Genomic DNA, 26,613 nt, shown 5'->3' with positions numbered 1-26,613 from the left:
AGGAGCGTGGAAGGCCCGTCGCTGACGGCAGCGGGGCGCGGCACACTCAACCACCGGCGCCACAACTGCGCAATATCTCGCGCCGATTTCGTAAAACTTCGACAGTTCGTTGTACGCAAGAGGCGTCCGGGGCGCATGCAACAGCGCGCCGGGCCGCATCGCCCGGCGCGCTGGATGACAGCTACACGCAAACGGTCAGCGCGGCACCTGTGCGGTCGAGCCGCGCACCACGAGTTCGGGCTCGAAGAGGAGCTCGCCCGGGGGCACCACGCCGCCCTGGATCTGCGCGGAGAGCAGCTCGACGGCGGCCCGGCCCATCGCCTCGATGGGCTGGCGCACGGTGGTCAGCGGGGGCTCGGTGCAGTTCATGAACGCGGAGTCGTCGTAGCCCACCACGGAGACGTCCCGGGGCACGTCGAGGCCGCGCCTGCGGGCGGCCCGTACGGCGCCGAGGGCGAGCGGGTCGCTGGCGCAGATGATGCCCGTCACGCCGCGCTCCAGGAGCCGGGAGGTCGCGGCCTGGCCGCCCTCCAGGGAGAACATCGCGCGCTCGACGCGGTCCTCGGCGAAGTCGGTTCCCGCCGTCGCGGCGAGCGCGCGGGCCGCGTCCAGCTTGCGGCGCGAGGGGACGTGGTCGGGCGGTCCGAGCACCAGGCCGATGCGCTGGTGGCCGAGGGAGGCGAGGTGGCGCCAGGCCTGTTCCATCGCCACCGCGTCGTCGCAGGCCACCACGGGGAAGTCGAGGTGCTCGATGGCCGCGTTGATGAGCACGACCGGCACCTTGCGGTCGGCGAGCTGCTGGTAGTGCCCGTGCGGGGCCTCCATCTGCGCGAAGAGCCCGCCCGCGAAGACGACGCCGGAGACCTGCTGCTGGAGGAGCAGGTCGACGTAGTCCGCCTCCGAGACACCGCCCTTGGTCTGGGTGCACAGGACCGGGGTCAGGCCCTGCTGGGCGAGGGCTCCGCCGATGACTTCGGCGAACGCCGGGAAGATGGGGTTCTGGAGCTCGGGCAGGACGAGGCCGACCAGGCGCGCGCGTTCGCCGCGCAGCTGGGTGGGGCGCTCGTAGCCGAGTACGTCGAGTGCCGTGAGCACGGCCTGCCGGGTGGATTCGGAGACTCCCGGTTTGCCGTTGAGCACCCGGCTGACCGTGGCCTCGCTGACTCCAACCTTCTTCGCCACCTGAGCAAGTCGTCGCGTCATGAGCGCAAGACTAGCGCAAGCCATGCAAGCGGTTTGCGTTGATGACGGGCCGAAGTGCACACGCGGCCGGGACCGGTCCGCGGGCATGCGGCAGGCCGCCCCGGGAGCCCCGGGGCGGCTGCCGTGGCGGCCTCCGTTACGGGTTCGTGTTGATCTTGAAGGTGGAGGTGGTGTTCCTGATGTCCTGCGCGTTGCCGCTCAGCTTGAGGTCGTTGAACGTGACCTCGCCGACGGCGGGCCCCTGGCCCGGCTCGGGCAGCTCATTGGCCCAGATCCCGATGCCGGACTTGGCGTCGAAGGCGTCCCCGCTCCTCTTCGCCCCGCTGATGCTCACATGGGTGAGCACGCTGTCCTTGATGGGATTGAGCGGCGTGCTGCCGTTGTACTTCGTCTGGAACATGATTCCCGAGTACGTCGGGTCGGTGATGTCGAGGTCGGTGATGCGGATCCCCTGGAACTCGTACTCCGCGGAGTACATCCACAGCGCGCCGAACGCCTGCGCGCCCCAGAAGTGGCCGCCGGATCGGACCAGCGATATGCCCTGGAAGGTGGTCGGATCCGTCCCGAAGCCGAGGGCCGGGATGGAGCCGAACTTCAGCGTGCCGATGGTCAGTCCGGGGTACGTCAGCATGTCCGCCGCGTACAGGTTGCGGAAGGTGTTGGCGGTGCCTCCGTAGACGGCGAATCCCGCGGCCCGCCAGGTGAGCAGGGCGCTGAGGTTCTCGAAGACGTTGCCGGTCTCGTCCGCGTTGTTGATGTCGGTGGCGGGGAACAGGGCGAAGCTGTCGTCGCCGGTGGAGCGGGCCTCGACATTGCTGATGGTGTTGTCGCTGCTGCCGTTGGTGAGGTTGATCCCGTCCGCGTACAGGTCGCGGACCCGGGTGTTCTTGATGGTGATGTGGTCGGTGTTGGTGCCCCAGTACAGGCACATCATGTGCTCGACCCACACGTTGTCGATCGTCATGTTGGCGACGTTCGACCAGTTGAAGACCTTGCCGGGGCCGTCGTTGCGGGAGGTGTAGTTGCCGAAGAAGCCGAACCCGGTGAAGGAGGAGCCGTTGGCGGAGGACTGGACGTCGAAGCCGGCGTCGGTGTTCTCCTGGTCGGGCGGGGTGGCGAAGCGGGTGAACCAGGGGCCGGCGCCGACCAGCTTCACGGCCTTGCCGTAGACCTGGAACTTGTTGCTGGTGGTGTAGGTGCCGGGCGGCAGATAGACGCCGACGAGCTTGCCCGTGGTGTCCATCCGCACCTTGTCCAGCGCGTTCTGCACGTCCTGCTGCGCGGTGCCGGCGGGCACCGCATAGGCCGCCGGATCGGGGTTGGGTACCTGGGTGACCTGCTCCAGGTTGATGAAGTCGATCGCGTACGTGGAGGTGTTCGCGGCGTCCTTCTGGAGGCGGATGGTGCTGCCCGCCTTCACGGTGTCGCCGAGCAGCACGTTGGCCTCGTCGTAGATGTGGCGCGGTCCCCCGGAGCCTGGCGAGTTGTTGGGGCTCGCCTCGGCGCCGTACTGCCACATGTACTTCGAGCTGAGGTCGATGGCCTTGCGGAAGACGCCGTCGACGTAGATGTCCAGGTTGGCGCTGGTGCCGCCGCCGCCCGCCGAGTCCGGGATGGAGAAGCGCGTCACCAGGCTGTTGGTGTCGGCCCGGGTCGTGAACTGCACATAGTTTCCGGTGGAGTTGAGGGTGACTGCCTTGCGGCCCGACGCCTCGCCCGCGAGGTCGCCGATGGTGCGGTTGGGCCCGATGACCTGGGCGCCGCCGCCGGTCACCCCGTCCTCCGCCTCATAGGTGTCGTACGGCATGTTGGCGCCGCGCCCGACGAAGAACGCCTGCTGGCTGGTGTTGTTGGCGCGCTTGACCGGAAGTTCGTTGGCGTCGTCCGCGATCACCACCTTCGCCGTGTACTTCCCGTTGGCGGCCGTCCAGCCGCCGAGGCTCACCGGGGCGGCGGTGGCACCGGGCGCCAGCGTCCCCGTGTACGCGCCGGTGAGGGTCTTGACCGTGGCGCCCTTGTCGTCGAGCAGGGTGAGCGTGATGGCGTGGTCGCCGCCGGCCGAGGCGATCGTGCCCTGGTTCTTCAGCGTCACGGAGAAGGTGACGGCCTGGCCTGCCGAGGGGGCGCTCGGCGTCCAGTTGACCCCGGAGGCGATCAGGTCGGAGGAGTCGACCGGCTTGATGACCAGGGGGCTGCCCGTGAAGCTGTTGTTGGTGTCGTTCTGCTCGATGACGGTGTTGTCCGGATCAACGACCGCGCTCAGCGGATAGGTTCCCGCGTCGTGCGTGCCGATCGAGGCGCTCCCGTCTGCGAGGCGCCGGCGGCGAGGGCGCCGACGTTCGCGGTGGCCGCCGTGGAGCCGCCGAGCTGGAAGGCGACGGTGGTCGCGGGCGAGGCGCTGGTCCCCTTGTTGTGCACGGTCGCCGAGAGCGTCACGGCGTCCGACTCGACCGGCGCGGCGGGCGCCGCCGTCAGCGCGGTGACCTCCAGGTCCGGATTGGGCGAGGGCACGCCGACGACCTGGAACTCGGCGATCTGGCCGCCCGTCGCCCCGGTGTTGGAGGTGAACTTGAGCTGGACGTCCGCGACGCGCGCCGTGACCGGGATGGCCACCGTGTTCCCGGCCGCCGGATCGAAGGTGTAGTCCTTGGCCGCGACCAGGGAGGTGTACCCGGACGCGCTCTGCTCGCGCCCGAGCACCTCGATGTTCTGGGTGCGCCTGCCCCAGCTGCTGTCCGGGTTGAGCTTCAGGACCACGGTGTTGGTGTCCGCGTTGGCGCCGAGCTTCACGGTGAGGGTGCTCGGGTAGCCGCCCGCCGCGCTCTCCCAGTAGGTCGCCGTGTTGTTGTCGTCGGCGTTCTCGGCGAGATACGTGAAGGTGGACGAGGAGGCCGTGATCGGCTTGCCGACCGCCAGGTTGGATCCGTCACCGCTCGACGTCCCGTTGCGCGTCACGGTGTTGCTGGCACCGGACTGGTTTCCGGCCGCGTCCTTGGCCCGCACGTAGTAGGAGACGGTCACCGTGGCCGGCTGGCTGTCGGTGTACGTGGTGACATCGCCCGCCACGCTCTTGAGCAGCTGGTTGTTGGCGTAGATGTCGTAGCCGCTGACGCCCACGTTGTCGCTGGAGGCCGTCCAGGTGAGCTTGATCTGTCCGGCGGCCGGCTCGGTGTAGGCGAGCGAGCCGGGCGCGGTCGGCGCCTGGGTGTCGCCCGAACTGCCCTTGCGGGTGACGGTGTTGCTGTTCGGCGACTGGTTGCCCGCCGCGTCCTTGGCCCGCACGTAGTAGGCGACCGTGGCGCTCGCCGGCTGGCTGTCGGTGTACGTGGTGACGTTGCCGGCCACGCTGGTGCGCAGCTCGCCGTTGGCGTAGACGTCGTAGCCGGTGACGGCGGTGTTGTCGGTGGCCGCGTCCCAGGTCAGCTTGATCTGGCCGGTGCCGGGCTCGGTGTAGGCCAGGTTCTTGGGTGCGGTCGGCGGCTGGGTGTCACCGCTCGTGGGCCCGTAGATCTCCAGCTCGGAGAGCTGGCCGCCGGGCTGGGCGGTGTTGGCGGTGATCAGTGCCCGGACGTAGCGCGTGGTGACCGCGTTGAACGCGATCGGCACGGTGAGACCGTTGCCGGCGGTGAAGTCGTACCCCTGCGAGGCGGTCAGATCGGTGAAGTCGGTGCCGTTGACGCTGCCCTGGAGTTTGAGGGTCTGGGTGCGCGCGCCCCAGCCGTCCGGCAGCTTGAGCACCACCTTGTCGACCGGCACGGTCGCGCCGAGGTCGGCCTGGATCCACTGCGGGAAGGCGTTGTTGGCGCTCTCCCAGTAGCTCGCCTTGTTGCCGTCGTTGGCGTTGGCCGCCGTGTAGTTCTGGGTGCTGCTGCTCGCGGTGAGGGTCTTGCCGAGGGCGAGGTTGGTACTGCCCGACCCGGCGGCCGCGTGGACTTCCAGGGCGGAGAGCTGGGCTGCCTGCCAGCCGGTGTTCGCCGTGATGTCGATGCGTACGAAGCGGGCCTGAGCGGCGGCGAAGCCTATCTTCACCGTGTTCGCCGAGGCCTGCGCGAAGCTGTACGCGGTGGAGCCCACCAGCGTGCTGAAGGTGGTGCCGTCCGCGCTGCCCTGCACGGACAGGGTCTCCTTGCGGTCGCCCCAGCCGGCGGGGAGCTTCAGGACGACCTCGTCGATGCTGTTCGTGCCGCCGAGGTCGGCCTGCACCCACTGCGGGAAGGAACTGCCGGCGCTCTCCCAGTAGGTGGACTGGTCCCCGTCGGTGACGTTCTTGGCGACATAGGCGCCGTTCGCGCCGGAGGCCGCCGCGGGCTTTCCGGCGGCCAGGTCCGGACCGCCGGCCGCCGAGGCGGTGAGCGCGGGCCAACCGATCATGAACAGGCTGGTGGCGAGTGTCCCGGCGAGCACCCTCATCCGGGTTCGCCCTCTCCAACGGTGCGTTCTCATGTATCCCCGATCTGCGCGACTAGGGTTTCTGCACGGAAGAACTCCATAATTTGCGCTGAGCGGTGAGAGAGTTGCAGAGATGTGTTAGCGCGTCCATCCCCGCAACCACCCCGGAATATCCCGGCCCCCGGCCGTCCGGGGAACCGGAACGATCGCTTTCCTCCCTGTCATCGCGCATGCTGCGGTTTTCTCGCCGTCACGACAGGCGCCCGCAAGATATCCGCAAACAACGCAAGCGATTTTCGTCGGCCGGAACCGGTGGGCCGCCGGGGATTTCGGGATGCGAGCGGGGCCGTCTAACGTGCCTGTCCATGACCGCCCCACCGCCCAGGACCGCCGTGCGCCGGCTGCGCCTCGGCTGGCCCCGGCGGGTGTTCTCGCAGGTGCTGCTGATGCAGCTGGCCGTCGCCGCCGGGGTCGCCGTCCTCGCGACCGGGCTGTTCCTCGCCCCGCTCAGCGCCCAGCTCGACGACCAGGCCATGCAGCGCGCCTTCGCCATCGCGGCGGCCACCGCCGCCCAGCCCCGGATCACCGAGGACCTGCTCACCTCACGGCCGTCCCCCGAGGGGCCGGTGCAGCGGGAGGCGGAGCGGATCCGGCAGGCGACCGGTGCCGAGTACGTGGTCGTCATGGACACCCACGGGGTCCGCTGGTCGCACCCCGACCTCGCCGAACTGGGCCGGGTCGTCTCCACCGACCCGGACGACGTACTGGCCGGGCACGACGTCAGGGAGATCGACAACGGCACCCTGGGCCGCTCGGCCCGCGGCAAGGTCCCGCTGCGCCGGGCCGACGGCACGATCGTGGGCGCCGTCTCGGTGGGCATCGAGTACGACAGCGTGCGGGCCAGGCTCCTGCATGCCATCCCGGGCCTGCTCGCGTACGCGGGCGGCGCGCTCGCGGTGGGCGCACTCGCCGCGTATCTGATCGCGCGGCGCGTCCACAGGCAGACCCGCGACCTGGCGTTCTCCGATATCTCGGGGCTGCTCGCGGAGCGCGAGGCGATGCTGCACTCCATCCGCGAGGGCGTGGTGGCGCTCGACCGCGCCGGCCGGGTCAGGCTGCTCAACGACGAGGCGATGCGCCTGCTCGGCGTCGGTCCCGAGGCCCGGGGCCGGGCCCTGGACGAGGTGCTCGGAGCGGGCCGCACGACCGATGTGCTGGCGGGCCGGGCCGAGGGCACCGACCTGCTGACCGTGCGCGGCCACCGCGTGCTCGTCGCCAACCGGATGCCGACCGAGGACGGGGGCGCCGTCGCCACCCTGCGCGACCGCACCGAACTGGAGCGCCTGGGACGGGAGTTGGACTCGACGCGCGGCCTGATCGACGCGCTGCGCGCCCAGGACCACGAGCACGCCAACCGGCTGCACACCCTGCTCGGGCTGCTCGAACTGGAGCTGTACGAGGAGGCCGTCGAGTTCATCACCGAGGTCGTCGGGGTGCACCGGGCGACGGCCGAGCAGGTCACCGAGAAGGTCAGGGACCCGCTGCTCGCCGCGGTCCTGGTCGGCAAGGCGACCGTCGCGGCCGAGCGCGGGGTGGCGCTGAGCCTGTCCCCGGCCACCGGTCTGCCCGACCGGCTCGTCGATCCGCGCGGCCTGGTCACGGTCACCGGAAACCTCGTCGACAACGCGCTCGACGCGACGGCCGGAACGCCCGGCGCCGCGGTAGAGGTCGAGCTGCACGCCCGCGGACGCACGGTCGTCCTGCGCGTCCGCGACAACGGCCCCGGCATTCCCGCGGCCCTGCGCGAGCTGGTCTTCACCGAAGGATGGACGACGAAGGAGCCGCCCGCGCACGGCAAGCGCGGCCTGGGCCTCGCCCTGGTCGGCCGCTTCGCCGAGCGGATGGGCGGCAGCGCCCGGGTCGGGACGAGCCCCGAGGGCGGCGCGGAGTTCACCGTGGTGCTGCCGGACGCGCTGAGCGAGGCACTGGGAGAGGCGTCGGGCGAGGCGTCGGGCGAGGTGCCGTGCGCCGGTCCGGGCGCCGCGGCGGGTGATGGGCCCGGCGGCCTGCCGGGCGACGCACCGGGCGAGGTGCCCGAGCCGGGCCAGGGCCGGGACCGAGGCCGGGGCACGCTCGCCGAGGAGAGCCGATGACCGGGCAGGCCTCGATCGACGTACTGGTGGTGGACGACGACCCCAGGGTCGCCGACATCAATGCCGCCTACACCAGGAAGGTTCCCGGATTCAGGGTGGTCGCCCAGGCGCATTCGGCCGCGGAGGCGCTCGCCCGGATCACCGAGCGCCCGGTGGACCTGGTCCTCCTCGACCACTATCTGCCCGACGAGAACGGCCTGGCCTTCGTACGGAAGCTGCGCGGTCTCGGCCACCAGACCGACGTGATCATGGTGACGGCGGCCCGGGACATCGCCACCGTGCAGGCGGCGATGCGCCAGGGCGCCCTCCAGTACCTGGTGAAACCCTTCAACTTCGCCGGCCTGCGCGCGAAGTTGGAGGCGTACGCCGTGCTGCGCCGCACCCTGGACGGCGGCGGCGAGGCCGAACAGGCCGAGGTGGACCGGATCTTCGGCGCCCTGTCCGTGCCCGCCGAACCCGATCTCCCCAAGGGCCACTCCCCCACCACGGCCGACCTGTTGCGCCGCGTCCTGAAGGAGGCCGAAGGACCGCTCTCGGCACAGGAGATCGCCGAGCGCGCCGGGGTGAGCCGGCAGACCGCCCAGCGCTACCTGAAACTCCTGGAGCGGGCCGGCCGCGTCCGCCTGGGCCTGCGCTACGGCGAGACGGGCCGGCCGGAACACCGCTACGCGTGGGCGGCGTCGCTCCAGAGGTGAGCCGGGGGCGAGGCTCAGCCTTGCGGGACCTTCTTCACGAATTCCGTCGTAAAGGTCCGGGACAGATCGACCTTGGCGGACTTGAGGTTGGGGTTGAACGCCTTGAGTACCTTCTCGACCGTCTCCGGGCCGTTCTCGGGCATGACGCCGTCCTTCGTGAACATCGGCAGGGTGCTCCTGATCGACTGGGCGTAGAGGGCCTTGCCGCCCTGCGCGTAGTCGGCGGGCATCTTCGCCGCGATCTCCTCAGGACTGTGCGCGGACATCCAACGCAGCGTCTTCACCAGGGCGTTGACCAGCTTCTGGACCGTCTGCTTGTGGCTGTCGACCCAGTCGGCGTTCATGTACAGACTGGAGGACGGATACGGGCCGCCGAGGGCCTCCTGCGAGCCCTCGGGGGTCCGCATGTCGATCAGGACCTTGCCCAGCTTCTGGTCCACCAGGGTGGCGACCGTCGGGTCGGTCGTCATGCCGCCCTCGATGGAGCCCTGCTTCAGCGCGGCGATGAACGTCTGCCCCGCCCCCACCGCGACCGGAGTGAACTCGCTCGTCTTCACCCCGTCCCGCACGGCGAGGTATTTGGTGAGGAAGTCCGTCGAGGAACCGAGCCCGGTGACACCGAGCTTCTTGCCCTTGAAGTCCTTGGGCGAGGCGATGCTGCCCGCGGCCCGGTTGGAGACGACCTCCACTTCGCCGGGGGCGTGCGAGAACTGCACCACCGACTCCACCTTCTTGCCCTTGACCTGAAGATCGAGGGTGTGGTCGTAGAAGCCGACGGCGCCCTGGACGTCGCCCGAGATCAGCGCGGTCTCGGCCTGCACGCCGGCCGGTTCGGTGAGCAGTTCCACGTCGAGGCCCTCGGCCTTGAAGTAGCCGAGCCGCTGGGTCAGCATCGCGGGCAGGTAGATGACCTTGTCGAGGCCGCCGACCATCACCTTGACCGTGGCCGCGCCGGACGCGCTCTTGGCGTCCGACGCGGAGTGGCCGCCGCATCCGGAGAGCGTCATCAGGAGGGCGACACAGAGCCCGCCGGTCACGAGGGCCGACGGCGCGTCGCGCAGCCGGTGCACGGCGCCGGTCCGTCGCGAACGGGCTTGCGCGGCAGGCGAGTTGGCGTCGTGCGGTGGGGTGGCAGGGGTGCTCGGCATGATCATCACGTCCCGGTGATCGTGGGTGGCGTACGGAGAAGGAGAAGGAAATGGGCGGGTCTCAGCGCTCGGCGCCCGGCTCGGCCGGACGCCAGCGGAACAGCCGCCGTTCGGCGAAGGTGAGCAGCCCCTCGGTGCAGAGCGCGACCACCGCGAGGATGGCCATCGCCGCGTACACCCCGGCCGCGTTGAACGTCCCCTGGGAGGCCGCCACCAGAAGCCCCAGGCCCCTGGTCGCACCGATGTACTCGCCGACGATCGCGCCGATCAGCGCGAAGCCGAAGCTGACGTGGAGGCTGGTGAAGATCCAGGAGGTGGCCGACGGGACGACCACCTGGAGGGTGACCCGGCGGTTGCTCGCGCCCAGGATGCGGGCGTTGTTCACCAGGTTCCGGTCCACCTCGCGCGCCCCCTGGAACGCGTTGAAGAAGACCGGGAAGAAGACGAGGACGACGGCGGAGGCGATCTTCGAAGCGGGCCCGAGCCCGAACCAGATCAGGAAGACGGGCGCGAGCACGATCCGCGGAATCGCGTTGAGCACCTTGATGTACGGGCCGAGGACATCGGCCAGGAAGCGGATGCGGCCCAGCGTGATGCCGAGGACGACCCCCGCCGTCACGCCCAGGATCCAGCCGAGCAGTGCCTCGTAGAGCGTGTACCAGATCTGTTCCCACAGGGGCCCCTGCGCCGTGCCGTGGGCGCCCCACTCCCGGATCTGGTCCCAAATCGCGGACGGCATCGAGAAGTTGAACGGGTCGATGACCCCGGCGCGGGCCAGGACCTCCCAGAGCGCGACGACCAGGACGAGCAGCAGCACCCGGCTGCCCTGCACGAGGAGTCTGCGGGTGCGGGCGGCCCGGGCACGCTCCTGCGTACGGGTTCCGGGCTTCACCCCGAGCGCGGCGACGGTGTCAGGCGACATCGGCGGCACCCCGCTCCCGGGTGATGCGGACCTCTTCGCCGAGGGATTCCCATATCTCCCGGTAGATCTCGATGAACCGGGGCTCCAGGCGGACCGATTCGACCTTGCGCGGGCGCGGCAGGTCGATGTCGAAGATCCGCTTCACGGTGGCGGGCCCCGCCGTCATCACGACGACCCGGTCGGCGAGCGCGATGGACTCCTCCAGATCGTGCGTGACGAACACGACGGACGCCCCGGTGCCGGACCACAGGTCCAGGAGCTCGTCCGACATGAGGGCCCTGGTCTGCACGTCGAGCGCCGAGAACGGCTCGTCCATCAGCAGGATGCGGGGGTCGTTGACGAACGTCGCGGCGAGGGCGACGCGCTTGCGCTGACCGCCGGAGAGCTGGTGCGGATAGCGGTCCTCGAAGGCCGAGAGGCCGACCCGTGACAGCCAGGCACGCGCCGCCTCCTTCGCCTCGGCCTTCGGTACGCCACGAAAGCGCGGGCCCGCCATGACGTTGGACAACACGGTGCGCCAGGGGAAGACGGCGTCCTGCTGGAAGACGAAACCGACCTTGTCGCCGATGCCCTCGACCGGCTCCCCGGCCACGAGCACCTCGCCCTCCGTGGGCTCCTCAAGGCCGCTCACCAGGGTCAGCGTGGTGGACTTCCCGCAGCCGGTCGGGCCCACGACGGCCACGAACTCGCCCTGTCCGACGGTCAGATCGAGGTTCCGTACAGCGGTGTGCAGCGCCCCCGACGGCGTACGGAACGCCTTGCCGGCACCCCGCAGCTCGATGGCGGGGCTGGTGTCAATGTTCATGGAGCGGGACCGTAGGCGCGGCCCGCGCCCGGACGTCAGCCTTGTGTGCGCTGGACACACTTCTGTGCGCTGACCCCTGTTGTGCTCGTTTTGCGCGCGATACAACTGCGGGGTCCCGCCGGGGAGCAGCCGTCCCGCCTGCGGGGGAAGTGAGGAGAGCGCCTTGATCGACGTCCTGGTCGTGGACGACGACTTCCGTGTCGCCGAGATCAACGCGGCGTATGTCGGGAAGGTTCCCGGGTTCCGCGTGATGGCGCGTGCGCACAGCGCCGCCCAGGCGCTGGCCGCACTGGAACGCCATCGGGTCGATCTCGTCCTGCTCGACCACTTCCTGCCCGACGAGACGGGGCTCAGCCTGGTCCGCACGATGCGGGAGCGGGGCCATCGCAGCGACGTGATCATGGTGACGTCGGCGAGCGATGTGGCGACCGTCCAGGCCGCGATGCGCCACGGCGCCCTGCACTACCTGGTCAAGCCCTTCACCTTCGCCGGGCTGCGGGCCAAGCTCGACTCGTATGCGACGCTGCGCCGCACGGTGGACCGGGCGACCGGCTCGGGCGGCGGTCCGTGCGCGGCCCAGGACCAGGATCAGGTCGACCGGATCTTCGCGGCCCTGCGCACCGGGCTACCCAGCCGGCACTCGGTGCCGACGGCCGAGCTGATCCGCGAGGTGCTGCACTCCGCGGATCACCCGCTGTCCGCCCACGAGGTGGCCGACCGCACCGGCCTGAGCCGCTCGACGGCCCAGCGCTATCTGCGCCTCCTGGAACAGTCGGGCCGCCTGTCCCTGACCCTGCGCTACGGCGAAACGGGCCGCCCCGAACACCGCTACGCCTGGCCGGCATGAACCCCTGCCCCACCTTCCAACCGGCCCGGGGGCTTGGCTTGGGCGCGGCCCAAATCCCTGCGGGCCTTGGCTTGGGCTCGGCGTGACCCGGCTGGGGGGTTGGCTTGGGCGCGGGGCCGATCGGCTGGGGGGGTTTGGCTTGCGCTCGGCCCGATCGGCTGCGGGGGCCTTGGTTTTAGTGCGGCCCAATCCCCTGCGGGCCTTGGCTTGGGCGCGGGGCCGATCCCCCTTGCGGGTGGGGGCCGAGCCCGCTTTTTGCGTGGCTTCCTGCGCCCGCTTCAGGGTTTGGTTTCCCCACCCCGCCCCTTCCCGAGACCCTCCGGGGGTGTGGAAGTGCTTGGTGCGGGTTGCCTGGTGCTTGCTTGGTGCGGATTGCTCGGTGCGGTCTTGGGTGCGGATCGTGCGTGGCTGGTCGCGCAGTTCCCCGCGCCCCCAACCCCGTTTCCGTCTGCGGACCGTGGTCGCTTCTCGCGCAGTTCCCCGCGCCCCTGTAGGTGGCCCCGAATGCCTCGGTGCTGGCCAGCGCAGGCATTCCCAGCCCGTCCGGCGATTGAGGACGAGCGCCGTTCAGGCGCGATACGGGGTCCGGGGCGGAGCCCCGAACCGGGGTGCAGGGGGCGGAGCCCCCTGCGGGGGTTCGAGGGGCGCAGCCCCTCAAGGGGGTCTGGGGCGCAGCCCCAGGGCTCAGCTGATCCAACCCGCTGCACGGGCGGGCGAAACCCCCGGGGCCAGGGGCGGAGCCCAAGGGGGCCTAGGCGGCCCCCGCCCCCGTCAGGGCCCGCACCTCCGTCTCCGCATGCCGCACCTCATCCGGCACCTCACGAGACGTAACCGTGCCGAGCCACCCCGCAAGGAAGCCCAGAGGAATGGAGACAAGTCCCGGGTTCTGCAGCGGGAAGAACTGGAAGTCCACGCCGGGGAACAGCGATTCGGGGCTGCCCGAGACGACCGGCGAGACCAGGACCAGAACAAGCGCCGGAACCAGCCCCCCGTACACGGACCACACGGCCCCCCGCGTCGTGAAGTTCCGCCAGAACAACGAGTACAGCAGCACCGGCAGGTTCGCCGAGGCAGCCACCGCGAAGGCCAGGCCCACCAGGAACGCCACATTGAGGTCCCGGGCCAGCAGGCCGAGCCCGATGGCCACCACCCCGATCCCCACCGACGCCACCCGCGCCACCGCCACCTCGCTGCGCTGCTTCGCGTGCCGCCGACGGAGCGAGGCGTACAGGTCGTGGGCGACGGACGCCGAGGACGCCAGGGTGATGCCCGCGACCACGGCGAGGATGGTCGCGAAGGCGACGGCGGCGACGACGGCGAAGAGGACCGTCCCGCCGGTGGATCCCGCACCGCCGCCCAGGTCGTAGGCGAGCAGCGCAACAGCCGTGTTCCCGGCCGGGTTTGACGCCTTGACCTGGGCCGTGCCGACCAGCGCGGCCGCGCCGAAGCCGAGCACGATCGTCATCAGATAGAAGCCGCCGATGAGCCCGATGGACCAGACGACCGAACGGCGTGCCGCCCGCGCGGTCGGCACGGTGTAGAAGCGCGACAGGATGTGCGGCAGCCCGGCCGTGCCCAGGACCAGGGCCAGGCCCAGGCTGATGAAGTCGAACCGCGCCGTCCAGTCCCCGCCGTACTTGAGGCCGGGTGCGAGGAACTCCTTTCCGTGGCCGCTGTGGTCGGCCGCCGAGTCGAGCAGTGCGTTGATGTTGCCGTGGAAGCGCAGCAGCACCAGGACGGTGAGGGTGATCGTGCCGGCCATGAGCAGCACGGCCTTCACGATCTGGATCCAGGTGGTGGCCCGCATCCCGCCGAGCGACACATAGACCACCATCAGGGCCCCGACCCCGATGACCGTCCAGTTCCGCGCGGCGTCGCTGGTGCCGCCGAGCAGCAGGGCGACCAGGCTGCCAGCGCCGACCATCTGCGCCACCAGATAGAGAACGGACACGGTGACCGAAGAAGTTCCCGCGGCGATCCGCACCGGGCGCTCACTCATCCGGGCCGCGACCACGTCGGCGAGCGTGAACTTGCCGCAGTTGCGGACCAGTTCGGCGACCAGGAACAGCACCACGAGCCAGGCGACGAGGAAGCCGACCGAATACAGCATCCCGTCGTAGCCGAACAGGGCGATCAGCCCGGAGATGCCGAGGAAGGAGGCGGCCGACATGTAGTCGCCCGCGATGGCAAAACCATTCTCCAGGGGAGAGAAGAGTCGCCCGCCGGTGTAGAACTCCTCGGCGGAGCCGCGCCGGTTGCGGCTCACCCACGTGGTGATGGCGAGCGTGGCCGCCACGAACGCGCTGAACAGCAGCAGCGCCAGAGTCTGATGGTCCCCGCCGACGATCACGTGTGGGCTCCCCGGGTCGTTCCCTGTCCGTCGTTCCGCCGGGCTCCACGCCCCGGTTCGGCCCGTCGGCCGTGCTGGTCGCCCTGGCCGGGCAGGCTGCCGTTGACACCGGGAGCGGGCGGGGCACTGCGCCCGTTCCGGTCCTGCGGGGGCTGGTCCTGCGGGGGCAGGTCCTGCCGGCTCGGCACCGGCTGGCTCTGAACCTCCTGGTGCAGGCTCTCCTGGTGCTGGTGCTGGTGCTGCTGGTTCAGGTTCTGCTGGTTCAGGTTCTGCTGGTTCTGCTCGAACACCACCCAGCGCAGCTCCAATGCGGCCCGGTCCCGACGCAGCCGTGCGTGGCGGGCGTATGCCCAGGTCAGCAGGAAGGTGGACAGGAACTGGGCCAGTCCGGCGACCATCGCCACGTTCACCGCACCGGCCACCGGACGGGCCATGAGGCCGGGAGCGCTCACGGCGGTGATCACATAGGCGAGGTACCAGGCGAAGAAGGCGGCGCCCGCCGGGACGACGAACCGGCGGTAGCGGCGTCGCACCTCCTGGAAGGCCGCGCTGCGGTGCACTTCGAGATAGATCTCCGCCGGACTGAGGCGTTCACCCGCGTCGGCGCCCTGTTGGGCGGGCACGGCCGCGGGCGCCGGCTCGCCGTCCAGTTCGCCCCAGCCGGAGGCCAGGGCGTCGTACCAGGGGTCGTCGATCCGCGCCGCCGCGGGATCACGCCCCTCCTGCTTCTCCACCGAACAACTCTCCTTGCCCACAGCCGCGTTCGGCCGCGTGCCAAGGATGGGGGGTGCCGGAGGGCTCAGACCCCGCTAGGCCTCCCACGTCACCCCATCAGGTGATGAAGATGCCTCAGGAGTGGGAACGGCCCGGCGGCCGGGAGAGGCCGTGCCGGTAGGCGTAGCGCACGGCCTGGGCACGGTCGCGCATGCCCGTCTTGCCGAAGATGTTGTTGATGTGGGTCTTCACCGTGGCCGTCGAGATGTGCAGGGCGTGGGAGATCTCGGAGTTGGACATCCCTTCCGCGACCAGCCCCAGCACCTCGCCCTCGCGCGCGGTGAGCCCGTCGGGCAGCTCCGCCGGTGCGACGGGGGCGGGCGGCGGCGCCGTCACCCTTTCCAGGAGGCGGCGCTGAACGGAGGGGGCGAGGCCCGCCTGCCCGGCCAGCACGTCCTGTATCGACTTGACGATCTCGTCGCCCCCGGCGTCCTTGGTCAGATAGCCACGCGCGCCGGCTTTCAGGGCCGGGAAGAGCGAGTCGTCGTCCGCGTACGTCGTGAGGATCACCACCTCCGTGCCGGGGTACTCGGCGCGGATGCGACGGGTCGCCTCGACGCCGTCGCAGCGCGGCATGCGCAGGTCCATCAGGACGATGTCCGGCGCCAGTCGGCCGGTGAGGGCGATCGCCTCCTCGCCGTCCCGCGCCGAGCCGATGACCTCGATGCCGGGGAGCAGCCCCAGCAGCATCACGATGCCCTCGCGCACCACGGACTGGTCGTCGGCCACGACCACCTTGATCGTCCCCCGCGCCTCCGCACCGGGCACCCCGGGCCCGTTCCCGGTCATGCGGGCACCCTCAGTCGCACCACGAAGCCCTCCTCCTCCGGCCCGGCCTCCAGGGTGCCGCCGAGCAGTTCGGCGCGCTCCCTCATCCCCAGAAGACCGTAACCGCCGCCACTGACAGCGAGCTCCCCCGCCCGGTTGCGTCCGCCCGAGTCTCTTACTTCCAGGGCGACTTCGTCGGGCAGGTATTGGAGCCGCACGGCGACGGCCGCACCCGGCGCGTGCTTGCGCACATTGGTCAGGGCCTCCTGCGCCACCCGGCGCACGGCCTGGGACGCCTCCGCGGGCAGCGCCCTGCGTTCGCCCGCCACCTCGACGCCGGTGCCCGGAGCGAACCCGGTGCCGACGCCCGCCCCCTCGATCAGCGTGTGCAGGAAGTCCTCCACCGGGCTCATCTCACCGCGCAGCGCGGACAACGCCTGCCGCGTCTCGGCGAGCCCCTCGCGCGCCATGCCCCGGGCGGCCACCACCCGTTCCAGGATCTTCTCCCGGAACTCCCCCGGCGGCTCGCGCTCGATCAGCAGCCGCGCCGCCTCCAGGTGCACCAGCTGGGCCGAGAGGCTGTGGGCCAGTACGTCATGGATCTCGCGGGCGATCCTGGCCCGCTCGTCGAGCGCGGCGGACTCGGCCTCGGCGGCCCGCGCGGCCCGCTCCTGAGCCAGGAGCCGCTGCGCGCTGCCGCGGGCCTCCGCATCGAGCCGCAGCACATATCCGGCGAGCCCGAGCCCGGCCACGGTCACCACGGTGGTCAGCCAATTGTCGTTGTTGACCAGGGAGTACGCCGCCAGGGCCACCGCGGTGCAGGGCACGGCGGCTCCCAGCGGCAGCCGCTCCAGTGCGGTCACCGCACAGCCGCAGAACATGACCAGGGCGAGCACCGGCCAGCCCGCGGCCCTGGCCCCGGCGGCCGCGCCCATCACCAGCAGCAGCGTGGCCAGTGAGGGCCAGAGCCGGTGGTCGTAGGTGAAGCGGAAGAACGCACGGGCCAGCAGGGCGCAGCCGAGCACGAGCACGATGCCGCCGACCCAGGCCCAGTCCCCCGGCGCTCGCTCCTTGGTGAACGTGGACCAGAGCAGGGCGCCGAACACCACGGCCCGGATGGCCCGGGCGAGATTGCGTCTGGCACGCGTGAGGCCTTCGCGGGACAGTGCTTCCCGCGAAGGCCAGCTGCGCCAGGTCTCCAGGGTCACACGCGGTCCTTCCACACCTGCGGGGCGGGGCTTGCGGCAGCAACACCGTACGACGCGAGGGCCGGCTGGGCCCGCCACATCAGGATGCCGCCGCGGACGAGCAGGGAGGCGGCGAGCGCCAGCAGGATGGCGCCGGTGCCCATGTGGATCCCGGCCAGGGCGCCGAGGCCGGCGAGCCCGAGGCGCAGGGCTATGCCGAGGACCCAGATCCCGGCGGTGGCCTTGGTGCCGCGGGACCACACCGTGCCGTCGGACTCGGTCCATATCCGCGACGTCAGGGCCCAGCCGATGCCCATGAGCACACCGGTCACGAGCTCGGCGCCGAGCAGGGTCGCGGATCCCACCTGGTGCTGATGGTCGATGAGCCCGCCGTCCTTCACGGCGAAGAACGCCAGCAGCGCGGGCACCAGCCACCACTTGCGGCCGGAGCCGCCCAGCTGCTGCGGCTTCACCTGGCGGACCAGGATCAGCGCCACCACCGCGACTGCCACCAGCACGTTGAGCGCGGACATCGAAGCCTCCGGAGGACGAGAAGACGAAGCGGGTAGAAGCCGGGAGCGGCTCCTGCGGTACGTCTAAAACGCTACGGAAACGGCTGGTCAGACACATCGAGCCAGGGGTGGAACGCGGGTGGAGATCTCCTCTCCACCCTGGGGTGGAGACGACGAGCGCCGGTCCGCGGGGAGTTCCGCGGACCGGCGCTCGTCAGGCCCGGCGGACCGGTCTCAGGCGTCGATGCGTGAGCGGTCGAGGGTGGCGGCGGAGCTGGTGATGAACTCCTTGCGGGGGGCGACCTCGTTGCCCATGAGGAGGTCGAAGACCTGCTCGGAGGCCTCCAGGTCACCGATGTTGATCCGCCGCAGGGTACGGAAGCGGGGATCCATCGTGGTCTCGGCGAGCTGGTCGGCGTCCATCTCGCCCAGGCCCTTGTACCGCTGGATGGTGTCCTTGTAGCGGACGTTCTTGCGCTGGAACTCCAGCAGCGTGCTGCGCAGCTCGTTGTCCGAGTACGTGTACACGTACTTGTCCTGGCCCTTCTTCGGCTGGACCAGCTCGATCCGGTGCAGCGGCGGCACCGCCGCGAACACCCGGCCCGCCTCCACCATCGGCCGCATGTACCGCTGGAACAGCGTCAGCAGCAGGATCCGGATGTGCGCCCCGTCCACATCGGCGTCCACCAGGAGGACGATCTTGCCGTAACGGGCCGCGTCGATGTCGAAGGTACGGCCCGAGCCCGCCCCTATGACCTGGATGATCGCTCCGCACTCGGCGTTCTTCAGCATGTCGGAGACCGACGCCTTCTGAACGTTGAGGATCTTGCCCCGGATCGGCAGCAGCGCCTGGAACTCCGAATTCCGCGCCAGCTTCGCCGTGCCCAGCGCCGAGTCCCCCTCGACGATGAACAGCTCGCTGCGCTCCACGTCGTCACTGCGGCAGTCCGCCAGCTTCGCCGGCAGCGACGACGACTCCAGCGCCGTCTTGCGCCGCTGCGCCTCCTTGTGCTGACGCGCCGCGATCCGGGTCCGCGCGGCCGCGACGATCTTCTCCATCACCGACCGGGCCTGCTGCTTGTCGTCCCGCTTCGTCGACGTCAAGAACGCCTTCAGTTCCTTGGCGACCACGTTCGCGACGATCCGGTTGGCGGCCGAGGTACCGAGGACCTCCTTGGTCTGGCCCTCGAACTGCGGCTCCGCGAGCCGCACGGTGACCACCGCGGTGAGGCCTTCGAGCGCGTCGTCCTTGACGACGTCGTCCTCGGCGACCCGCAGCATCTTCACCGACCGCAGGACCTCGTTCACGGTCTTGGTCACCGACCGCTCGAACCCGGAGACGTGGGTGCCGCCCTTGGGCGTGGCGATGATGTTCACGAACGACTTCAGGTTCGTGTCGTAGCCCGTCCCCCAGCGCAGCGCGATGTCCACCCCCAGCTCGCGGGTGACCTCGGTCGGCGTCATGTGCCCGCGGTCGTCCAGGACCGGGACCGTCTCCTTGAACGTCCCCGACCCGGACAGCCGCAGCACGTCGTTCACGGCCTTGTCCTGCGCCAGGTACTCGCAGAACTCACTGATCCCGCCGTCGAAGCGGAACGTCTCCTCCGTCTTGCCCTCGCCGTCAAGACCCCGCTCGTCCCGCACCACGATGGTCAGACCCGGCACCAGGAACGCCGTCTGCCGCGCCCGCTGGTACAGCGTGTCCAGCGACAGCTTCGCGTCCTTCAGGAAGATCTGGCGGTCGGCCCAGTAACGGATGCGGGTGCCGGTGCGGCCCTTGGGCACGCGCTTGCCCTTGAGCAGCCCGTTGCCCGGGTCGAAGGGTGCGTCGGGCCCCTGCTCGGTGAAGATGCCGGGGACGCCGCGCCGGAAGCTGATCGAGTGGGTGGTGCCCCGGTCCACCTCGATGTCCAGGCGGGCCGAGAGCGCGTTCACCACGGAGGCGCCCACGCCGTGCAGGCCGCCGGAGGCCGCGTAGGAGCCGCCGCCGAACTTTCCGCCGGCGTGCAGCTTGGTCATGACGACCTCGACGCCCGAGAGCCCGGTCTTGGGCTCGACGTCGACGGGGATGCCCCGGCCGTTGTCCCGCACCTCGACGGAGGCGTCGTCGTGCAGGATCACTTCGATGTGGTCGCAGTGGCCACCCAGGGCCTCATCGACCGAGTTGTCGATGATTTCCCAGAGGCAGTGCATCAGGCCGCGGCTGTCGGTGGACCCGATGTACATGCCGGGCCGCTTGCGGACCGCTTCGAGGCCTTCGAGCACGAGCAGATGCCGAGCGGTGTAGTTGGAGCCGTCGCGGTCTGCCCCGCTCAGCAGCGCAGTGGACGGAACGGACGTCTCGGCGGTCACGCAGTTCGCTCCTCGCTGAATTTCAATTGCGCCCCCGATGGGTAAGGGGCCGGCGTCGGTCGCCGGTCAGAGGGTACCGAGGCCTGGTAGAGCCGTTGTCACGCAACCCTCGCGAATCCTCATGCTAGTCCAGCGTCGCAAACATGTTCGATCCCTCGTTGGGGTGATGCGGATATCACGTTCCCATTCGGGCATGAACCATTTAGGCTCCGGGCACGTCCTCATGAACAACCGGCAACCGCCGGGAGGGCCAAACAAGACAAGCAACGCGAAACCCGTAAAGCTCCGCAATACGGCTCATTCGCCGCCAACCGGCAGCAGACAGCCACCTTGACCAAGAACTTTCGAGGAAAAGCCACGAGCGGGAACGTTTTCGGCCTGGTTGGATGTTGACCCTGGTACGACAGCTCGTCGAGCTAGAGAAGAGGCGACGTGACTACTGTTCTGACCCCCGCGAGCCCCCTGACGGCCGCCGACCGTTGCGACCGCTGCGGCGCACAGGCCTACCTTCGCGTAGTCCTGACCAGCGGCGGCGAACTGCTCTTCTGCGCTCATCACGGACGTAAGTTCGAGCCGGAACTGAAGAAGATCGCCGCTGACATACAGGACGAGACGGACCGCCTCACGGCGGTGCCCGAGTCCACAGGCGACGAGGATCGCTGAGACCTCGCATCACGACGAGCCAGGGCCGGTCCAGGACCGGCGACGGGCGGCCACTCCCCGTGCAGGGGGAGTGGCCGCCCGTTCTCATGTCCGGACGTCCGGAGGGCCGCGCCGCTAGCTGCCCGAGGGCCGTGCGATGGCCGAGACCCGCGTGTAGACCCCGGGGCTGTCGGCCTGGCCGCAGCCGTTGCCCCACGACACCAGGCCGATGAGCCGCCCCTGGGCCACCAGCGGCCCGCCGCTGTCGCCCTGGCAAGCGTCGTGGCCGCCCCTGGGATCGCCTGCGCACACCATGGTGGACGCCTGATACGTCCCGTCCGAGTTCGGCGGGTAGGCGCGCGTACAGGCCGCGTCCGGCAGGACGGACACCGGCGCCGCCCGCAGCGCCGTCGGATAGCTGCCGGCGCCCGAGGTGTCGCCCCAGCCGTAGACCGTGGCGCGGGTGCCGGGCTGGTAGCCCGGGTCGCCCGCCGCGGCCACCGGGATCGCGGAGGCCGCGGGCAGCGGCCGGGACAGGGTCACCACCGCCAGGTCGCCCGCGTTGGTCCCCGGGTCGTAGCCCGGGTTGGTCCAGGTGGCGCTCACCGGGATCTCCTCGCCCGCCGTCGAGCGCAGCTCGGTGCGATCGGCGATGACGACGAGGTCCCGTACCTTCGACACGTCCGCACCCAGGACGTCGCTGCGCAGGCAGTGGGCCGCGGTGAGGACGGTGGTGGGCCCCACCACCACTCCCCCGCAGAACTGGCCCGCTCGCGTACCTCCGAACCGGTCACGGCTGGACAGCGCCACCACCCACGGGCTGTCCGAGATCTTGACGGGCTGCCCACCGATGACGACCTCGTCGGCGGCCGCGGGCAGCGGCGCCCCCAGTGCGATGATCCCCAGGGCAGCGGCCCCTGAGACGGCCCGGGCGATGCAGCGGGGCATACGGTCTCCTGACTCTCGGTGACACAAGCAGACCCAGCGTCATTCAGGGCGCCTCCCGCCGCACCTCTGCAACGCACGAGGGCCCGGCCTCCGCAAAGAGACCGGGCCCTCGATGGCGTACGGGACGACCGCGACTAGTCGAGGTAGTCGCGCAGCACCTGCGAACGCGACGGGTGGCGCAGCTTCGACATGGTCTTGGACTCGATCTGGCGGATCCGCTCGCGGGTCACGCCGTAGACCTTGCCGATCTCGTCCAGCGTCTTCGGCTGGCCGTCGGTGAGGCCGAAGCGCATGGAGACCACGCCCGCCTCGCGCTCGGACAGGGTGTCGAGCACCGAGTGCAGCTGCTCCTGGAGGAGCGTGAAGCTGACCGCGTCGGCCGGCACGACCGCCTCGGAGTCCTCGATGAGGTCACCGAACTCGCTGTCGCCGTCCTCACCCAGGGGGGTGTGCAGCGAGATCGGCTCGCGGCCGTACTTCTGGACCTCGATGACCTTCTCCGGGGTCATGTCGAGTTCCTTGGCCAGCTCCTCCGGGGTGGGCTCACGGCCCAGGTCCTGGAGCATCTGGCGCTGGACGCGCGCGAGCTTGTTGATGACCTCGACCATGTGCACCGGGATACGGATGGTGCGGGCCTGGTCGGCCATGGCGCGGGTGATCGCCTGACGGATCCACCAGGTGGCGTACGTGGAGAACTTGTAGCCCTTGGTGTAGTCGAACTTCTCGACCGCGCGGATCAGACCGAGGTTGCCCTCCTGGATGAGGTCCAGGAAGAGCATGCCGCGGCCGGTGTAGCGCTTGGCCAGCGAGACCACCAGACGGAGGTTGGCCTCCAGGAGGTGGTTCTTGGCGCGGCGGCCGTCCTCGGCGATGATCTCCAGCTCGCGCTTGAGCTTCGGGGCGAGCTTGTCCGCGTTGGACAGCTTGTCCTCGGCGAACAGACCGGCCTCGATGCGCTTGGCGAGCTCGACCTCCTGCTCGGCGTTGAGGAGCGGGACCTTGCCGATCTGCTTCAGGTAGTCCTTGACCGGGTCCGCGGTGGCTCCGGCGACGGCGACCTGCTGGGCCGGAGCGTCGTCCTCGTCCTCGTCGGACAGGACGAAGCCCTTGCTCTCGCCCTCGGGCTCCTCGTCGTCACCCTTGCCCGGCGCGGCGTCCTCAAGCAGCTCCTCGCCCTCGACGACTTCCTCGTCGTCGCCCTTCTTGGCGGCGGTCTTCTTCGCCGCGGTCTTCTTGGCCACCGTCTTCTTCGCGGCGGTCTTCTTCACGGCCGCCTTCTTGGCGACGGCCTTCTTGGGGGCGTCGTCGGCCTCGTCGGCCGACACGTCCACGCTCTCGGCCGGGGCCGCGGAGGCGGCGACGGTCCTGGTGGTGGTCACGGTCGTCTTGGCCGCGACCGTCTTGGTGGCGGTGCGCTTCGCCGGGCTCTTCGCTGCGACGCTCTTGCGGGTGCGCTTCGGTGATTCCGCGGCACTGACCATCAGCGTCACACCCTCTTCCTCGAGGATCTGGTTGAGGCTGCGCAGAACATTCTTCCACTGGGTCGGCGGAATCTGGTCGGCTTCGAAGGCCCGACGCACGTCATCGCCGGCGATCTGTCCATCAGCCTTTCCCCGCTCGATGAGCGCCATCACAGACTCGGACTCGGCGATCTCCGGCGGGAGCGTACGGGATGTGCTGGCCGACACGAACAACCTCTCGAAACGATGGAAAACGGCTTCCGGCCCCGCCCAGGATCAGGCCGGAGCCGACGACCACCGGCTGGGGATGTGCCGGGGGCGCGGGCTGAACCTCGGAGCTGTACAGCGCCACGCGTGGCCGCTGCATTCCCTCCTCGGCTGTTACCTCTTAAGTCATCGCATGGTTCCGAGGAGTGTTACGCGCAATCTTCGTGGCCCGAGTCACACCGCAAAGGCGACCAAGGGCCCACAAGGGACAGATACCCCGCATTCGAGCCCGCCGGACCCCTACGGGGATCCGGCGGCACGCCTGGTGCGGCGGGGCTCAGCTCAGTGCTCGCGCGGGGCGGGAACGACTCGCTCCACCTCGGGGTGGACGGTGAGCAGTTGACGCATGGCCGCCTCGGCCGCCATGGGGTCGCCGTTGGCGAGGGCGTCCACGATCCGCCCGTGGTGCGCGAGGGAACCGTCCGAGGGGCGGTCACAGCCGGTGATCGGGGAGCCGGACACCTGGAGGGCGGCCGAGACGATGCCGGAGAGGTGCTCCAGCATCCGGTTGCCGGCGAGCTGGATGAGGAGCGAGTGGAATTCGGCATCGGCCCGCGAGAAGGTGACCGAGTCACCCTGCGCCAGGGCGTGGCCCATGATCTCCACCATGTCCCCGAGGCGCTGCTGGACGTCCTCGCGTCCGTGCCCCGCGGCGAGGCGGGCGGCGAGCGGCTCGATGGTCCAGCGCAGTTCGGCCAGCTCTCGGCGCTGGTCCTCACGCTGGGGGCCGAAGGCGCGCCACTCGATGATGTCGGGGTCCAGCAGGTTCCAGTCGGCGACCGGGCGGACCCGGGTGCCGACGTTGGGGCGGGCACTGACCAGACCCTTGGCCTCAAGCACGCGCAGGGATTCGCGGACGACCGTGCGGGAGACCTCGAAGCGCTGGCCGATCTCCTCGGGGACGAGCGGACGGTCCGCGCCGAGGTCGCCGGAGACGATCATCTGGCCGAGCTGCTGGACGAGTTGACCGTGGAGGCCACGGCCGCGGCTGCCCGCCGCGCGCCGGCCGACCCGGCCCAGTTCGGTGTCCCCGCCGTCCCAGGAAGGGGCGCCGATCCGGTCGGAGGGACGCGCCTCTCCGTAGGGGTAGCGGTCGAGTTCGCCCGGGGCCGCGAGGCCGGCGTCGGCGGTGCGGGCGGTCATCATGGTGTGCGCAAGGGTGCTCATGCACCCTTTGTCGGCGGGACTCCCGTGGCCCTTGAGGTCTTTGGTGAAAAGCACACGAAAGGGTGATCACCGCCACCCCCGCAATTGACGCTTTATCGGAAAGAAGCGGGCATTCCCAAGGGAGTTGTGGACAGAACCTCGCTCGATGGCCGTGCGCGGCTCACCAACGGGCCCTGGCCCGCAGGCCGGTGAGGAGATAGGCGCAGACCAGAACGGCCAGCGACAGTGCGAGCGCGGCTCCGACCGGTTCGGCGACCAGGTGCAGAGCGGCGAGGAGCCAGTGGTCGAGCGCGTGCGGCCAGCGCACCCAGGCCAGGTCGCGCAGCCGGTCGGGAAGGCCGGCGACGGACCGCACCGAGTGTCCGGCCACGGCCCTCCGCAGGAGCGGTACGACGACGACGGGCACGGCAAGCACGGCGGCGAGGCCCGCGCTGGTGGCCCGGAAGATCCCGGCGGCCAGCAGCCCGGCCCAGGCGCAGCCGACGGTGAGGGCGGCCCAACCCGCGCCCAGGCCGAGCCAATCGCGCGCCGGGCCCATCACGCCGGCGCCGTACACGAGGCGCAGGGCCTGGTGGTCGACGCCGACCGCGAGGGCCGCGAGCAGCAGGGCCGTCGCGGCGGTCACCACCAGCTTGGCGACGAGCAGGCCGAGCCGGCGCGGGACCGTGCCCCGGTCGGCGGCGAGCGCCGGGTAGCGGTACTCGTCCCCGAAGGCGAGGGCGCCGAACAGGCCGGCGCCGAGCGCGGCGGGCGGCAGCGGCAGCAGGGCGGGCCAGGCGGCGAGGAGCCGGGGCGGCTCGGTCTGCCCGGACCGCGCGAGCAGGACGACGAGCACCGCCGACGAAGCCAGAACGCCCGCCGCCAGAAGGAACGTTGTGCGCACGCCCAGCAACCTGCGCAGCTCGTAACGCAGGGGGCGCAGGGGGGTGCGGGCGGGGCGCGGGGCGATGGGCAGCGAGGGGGAACTCGGGGGCCGCTCGGGGCGTTCCTGGGGTGGGACGGTGACGCTCGGGCCGGCGTCCCCGACCTCGTCGGCGAGCCGGTGCAGCAGTACGCCGTTGCGGAAGGCCGTCTCCCCGACCTCCGCGCAGCTGCTGCCGTAGACGGACAGGTGGCTGCCGTCCTCGGCGACCACTTCGACCGAGCGCTGGGCGGCGCGCGCCTCACGGCTGACCAGGGCGCCGAGGCGGGCGGCGTGCGGGGTGGCGACCGCGACGCGCGGCCGCAGCCGGGTGCGGGCGAACGCGGTGGCGTCCTGGTCGGCGACGAGTCGGCCGCCGTCGAGGGTGACCACGCGGTCGGCGACCCGAGCCGCCTCCTTGGGGTCGGCGAAGGTGCACAGGACGGTGCCGCCATGGTCGGCGTGGCCGCGCAACAGGCCGTAGAGCCAGGCGTTCTCGCGGGGTGAGAGCCCCTCGGCCGGTTCGTCGAGTACGAGGGTGTGGGGATCGCCGAGCAGGGCGGCCGCGAGACCGAGGCGGCGGTCCATGCCGAGCGAGAGCGTGCCCAGGCGCTGGTCGGCGACGCCGGAGAGGCCGACGACCTCCAGCATCTCCTCGGCGCGCGACACCGGGACCCCGGCCACGGCGCACATGAGCTTGAGCTGGCCCCGCGTGGTGCGTACGGGATGGCCGGGCACATCACCGAGCAAGGTGCCCACCTCGCGGGCGGGGTGGGCGAGTTGGTGCAGGGGGCGGCCACGGAAGTAGGTCACGCCCCGGCCCGGTTCGAGTTCGAGCATCAGGCGCAGGGCCGTCGTGCGGCCCGAGCCCGGGGCTCCGAGCAGCGCGGTGAGCTGCCCGGGGCGCGCCTCGAACGTGAGGTCGTCCACGGCGGGCGGTAGGTCTCGACGGGGGGCGCTGGTGAGTCCGATTGCCTGGAGCATCGCTTCTCTCGCGGTAGTTGAGACCGCTCGGCGGCACGGCGGGTACCGGAGCAAGATAACGCGACATTTCGGACTTTTGGCGCAAGGGCGGGGCGATGTGGCCCCGGATGTCGGGCCTTTGGGCGCGCAAGGGGCCGCG

Annotated in this window: 17 protein-coding genes and 2 pseudogenes; 4 read left to right on the top strand and 15 right to left on the bottom strand. The window is 70.6% G+C overall.

What is annotated here, in order from left to right; genetic code table 11:
- Nucleotides 1–195: 195 nt before the first annotated feature.
- Both CG740_RS16485 and CG740_RS16480 read right to left on the bottom strand, forming a co-directional pair.
- The gene (locus CG740_RS16485) at nt 196–1,203 is read right to left on the bottom strand and encodes a LacI family DNA-binding transcriptional regulator (RefSeq protein WP_100575894.1); all 1,008 of its coding nucleotides are present in this window, start codon (nt 1,201–1,203) and stop codon (nt 196–198) included.
- Between the two features lie 136 nt (nt 1,204–1,339).
- Nucleotides 1,340–5,646, bottom strand: a pseudogene (locus CG740_RS16480) (discoidin domain-containing protein).
- A gap of 311 nt (nt 5,647–5,957) precedes the next feature.
- Between CG740_RS16480 and CG740_RS16475 the strand changes: the two are divergent.
- Together CG740_RS16475 and CG740_RS16470 are read left to right on the top strand one after the other, a co-directional pair.
- Nucleotides 5,958–7,745 (top strand): sensor histidine kinase, encoded by a 1,788-nt coding sequence (locus tag CG740_RS16475; protein ID WP_100575893.1) that lies wholly within the window; start codon nt 5,958–5,960, stop codon nt 7,743–7,745.
- On the top strand, nt 7,742–8,440 hold the full coding sequence (locus CG740_RS16470; RefSeq protein ID WP_100575892.1) for a DUF7342 family protein: 699 nt from the start codon (nt 7,742–7,744) through the stop codon (nt 8,438–8,440). The genes CG740_RS16475 and CG740_RS16470 overlap by 4 nt, the downstream gene beginning before the upstream one ends.
- 14 nt (nt 8,441–8,454) lie before the next feature.
- Here the strand turns inward: CG740_RS16470 and CG740_RS16465 are convergent, their stop codons facing one another.
- The 3 genes from CG740_RS16465 to CG740_RS16455 form a co-directional block, all read right to left on the bottom strand.
- Nucleotides 8,455–9,447, bottom strand: coding sequence for an ABC transporter substrate-binding protein (locus CG740_RS16465; RefSeq protein WP_100576076.1), 993 nt, complete (start codon nt 9,445–9,447; stop codon nt 8,455–8,457).
- Nucleotides 9,448–9,649: 202 nt separating this feature from the next.
- Nucleotides 9,650–10,510, bottom strand: coding sequence for an ABC transporter permease (locus CG740_RS16460; protein ID WP_100576075.1), 861 nt, complete (start codon nt 10,508–10,510; stop codon nt 9,650–9,652).
- Nucleotides 10,500–11,315, bottom strand: coding sequence for an ABC transporter ATP-binding protein (locus CG740_RS16455; protein WP_100575891.1), 816 nt, complete (start codon nt 11,313–11,315; stop codon nt 10,500–10,502). The genes CG740_RS16460 and CG740_RS16455 overlap by 11 nt, the downstream gene beginning before the upstream one ends.
- A gap of 163 nt (nt 11,316–11,478) precedes the next feature.
- Here CG740_RS16455 and CG740_RS16450 point away from each other — a divergent pair, with 163 nt between their 5' ends.
- The gene (locus tag CG740_RS16450) at nt 11,479–12,162 is read left to right on the top strand and encodes a response regulator (RefSeq protein WP_100575890.1); all 684 of its coding nucleotides are present in this window, start codon (nt 11,479–11,481) and stop codon (nt 12,160–12,162) included.
- 751 nt (nt 12,163–12,913) lie between these two features.
- On the opposite strand, the gene CG740_RS16445 is transcribed toward CG740_RS16450, so the two are convergent.
- From CG740_RS16445 to CG740_RS16420, 6 genes and pseudogenes are all read right to left on the bottom strand, one after another.
- Complete coding sequence (locus CG740_RS16445) at nt 12,914–14,512, bottom strand: solute symporter family protein (protein WP_234376292.1); 1,599 nt, start codon at nt 14,510–14,512, stop codon at nt 12,914–12,916.
- 272 nt (nt 14,513–14,784) lie between these two features.
- A pseudogene (locus CG740_RS40935) lies at nt 14,785–15,246 on the bottom strand (DUF485 domain-containing protein); the annotation flags it as partial.
- Nucleotides 15,247–15,361: 115 nt separating this feature from the next.
- Nucleotides 15,362–16,075, bottom strand: a complete 714-nt coding sequence (locus tag CG740_RS16435; RefSeq protein WP_100575889.1) for a response regulator transcription factor — start codon at nt 16,073–16,075, stop codon at nt 15,362–15,364.
- Nucleotides 16,072–17,262 (bottom strand): sensor histidine kinase, encoded by a 1,191-nt coding sequence (locus CG740_RS16430; protein ID WP_100575888.1) that lies wholly within the window; start codon nt 17,260–17,262, stop codon nt 16,072–16,074. The genes CG740_RS16435 and CG740_RS16430 overlap by 4 nt, the downstream gene beginning before the upstream one ends.
- Entirely contained in the window at nt 17,259–17,774 is a 516-nt protein-coding gene (locus CG740_RS16425) for a DUF1453 family protein (protein ID WP_100575887.1), read from the bottom strand. Before CG740_RS16425 ends, CG740_RS16430 begins: the two co-directional genes overlap by 4 nt.
- A gap of 213 nt (nt 17,775–17,987) precedes the next feature.
- On the bottom strand, nt 17,988–20,105 hold the full coding sequence (locus tag CG740_RS16420) for a DNA gyrase/topoisomerase IV subunit B (protein ID WP_100575886.1): 2,118 nt from the start codon (nt 20,103–20,105) through the stop codon (nt 17,988–17,990).
- A 432-nt stretch (nt 20,106–20,537) separates the two neighbouring features.
- Here CG740_RS16420 and CG740_RS16415 point away from each other — a divergent pair, with 432 nt between their 5' ends.
- Nucleotides 20,538–20,768 (top strand): DUF7455 domain-containing protein, encoded by a 231-nt coding sequence (locus CG740_RS16415; RefSeq protein ID WP_100575885.1) that lies wholly within the window; start codon nt 20,538–20,540, stop codon nt 20,766–20,768.
- A 114-nt stretch (nt 20,769–20,882) separates the two neighbouring features.
- Here CG740_RS16415 and CG740_RS16410 read toward each other — a convergent pair whose 3' ends face one another.
- The 4 genes from CG740_RS16410 to CG740_RS16395 form a co-directional block, all read right to left on the bottom strand.
- Complete coding sequence (locus tag CG740_RS16410) at nt 20,883–21,695, bottom strand: S1 family peptidase (RefSeq protein ID WP_100575884.1); 813 nt, start codon at nt 21,693–21,695, stop codon at nt 20,883–20,885.
- A gap of 134 nt (nt 21,696–21,829) precedes the next feature.
- Nucleotides 21,830–23,383, bottom strand: a complete 1,554-nt coding sequence (locus tag CG740_RS16405) for an RNA polymerase sigma factor (RefSeq protein WP_100576073.1) — start codon at nt 23,381–23,383, stop codon at nt 21,830–21,832.
- Nucleotides 23,384–23,704: 321 nt separating this feature from the next.
- Nucleotides 23,705–24,589: a FadR/GntR family transcriptional regulator gene (locus CG740_RS16400; RefSeq protein ID WP_100575883.1), complete on the bottom strand. Its 885-nt coding sequence runs from the start codon at nt 24,587–24,589 to the stop codon at nt 23,705–23,707.
- 160 nt (nt 24,590–24,749) lie between these two features.
- Nucleotides 24,750–26,474, bottom strand: a complete 1,725-nt coding sequence (locus tag CG740_RS16395) for an ATP-binding cassette domain-containing protein (RefSeq protein WP_100575882.1) — start codon at nt 26,472–26,474, stop codon at nt 24,750–24,752.
- Nucleotides 26,475–26,613 lie beyond the last annotated feature (139 nt).

The sequence above is a fragment of the Streptomyces sp. CB01201 genome, assembly GCF_002803085.1.
Lineage (GTDB): Bacteria > Actinomycetota > Actinomycetes > Streptomycetales > Streptomycetaceae > Streptomyces > Streptomyces hundungensis.
The sequence above is the reverse complement of the archived record's forward strand: the minus strand, read 5'-3'. Positions and strand labels throughout refer to the sequence as shown.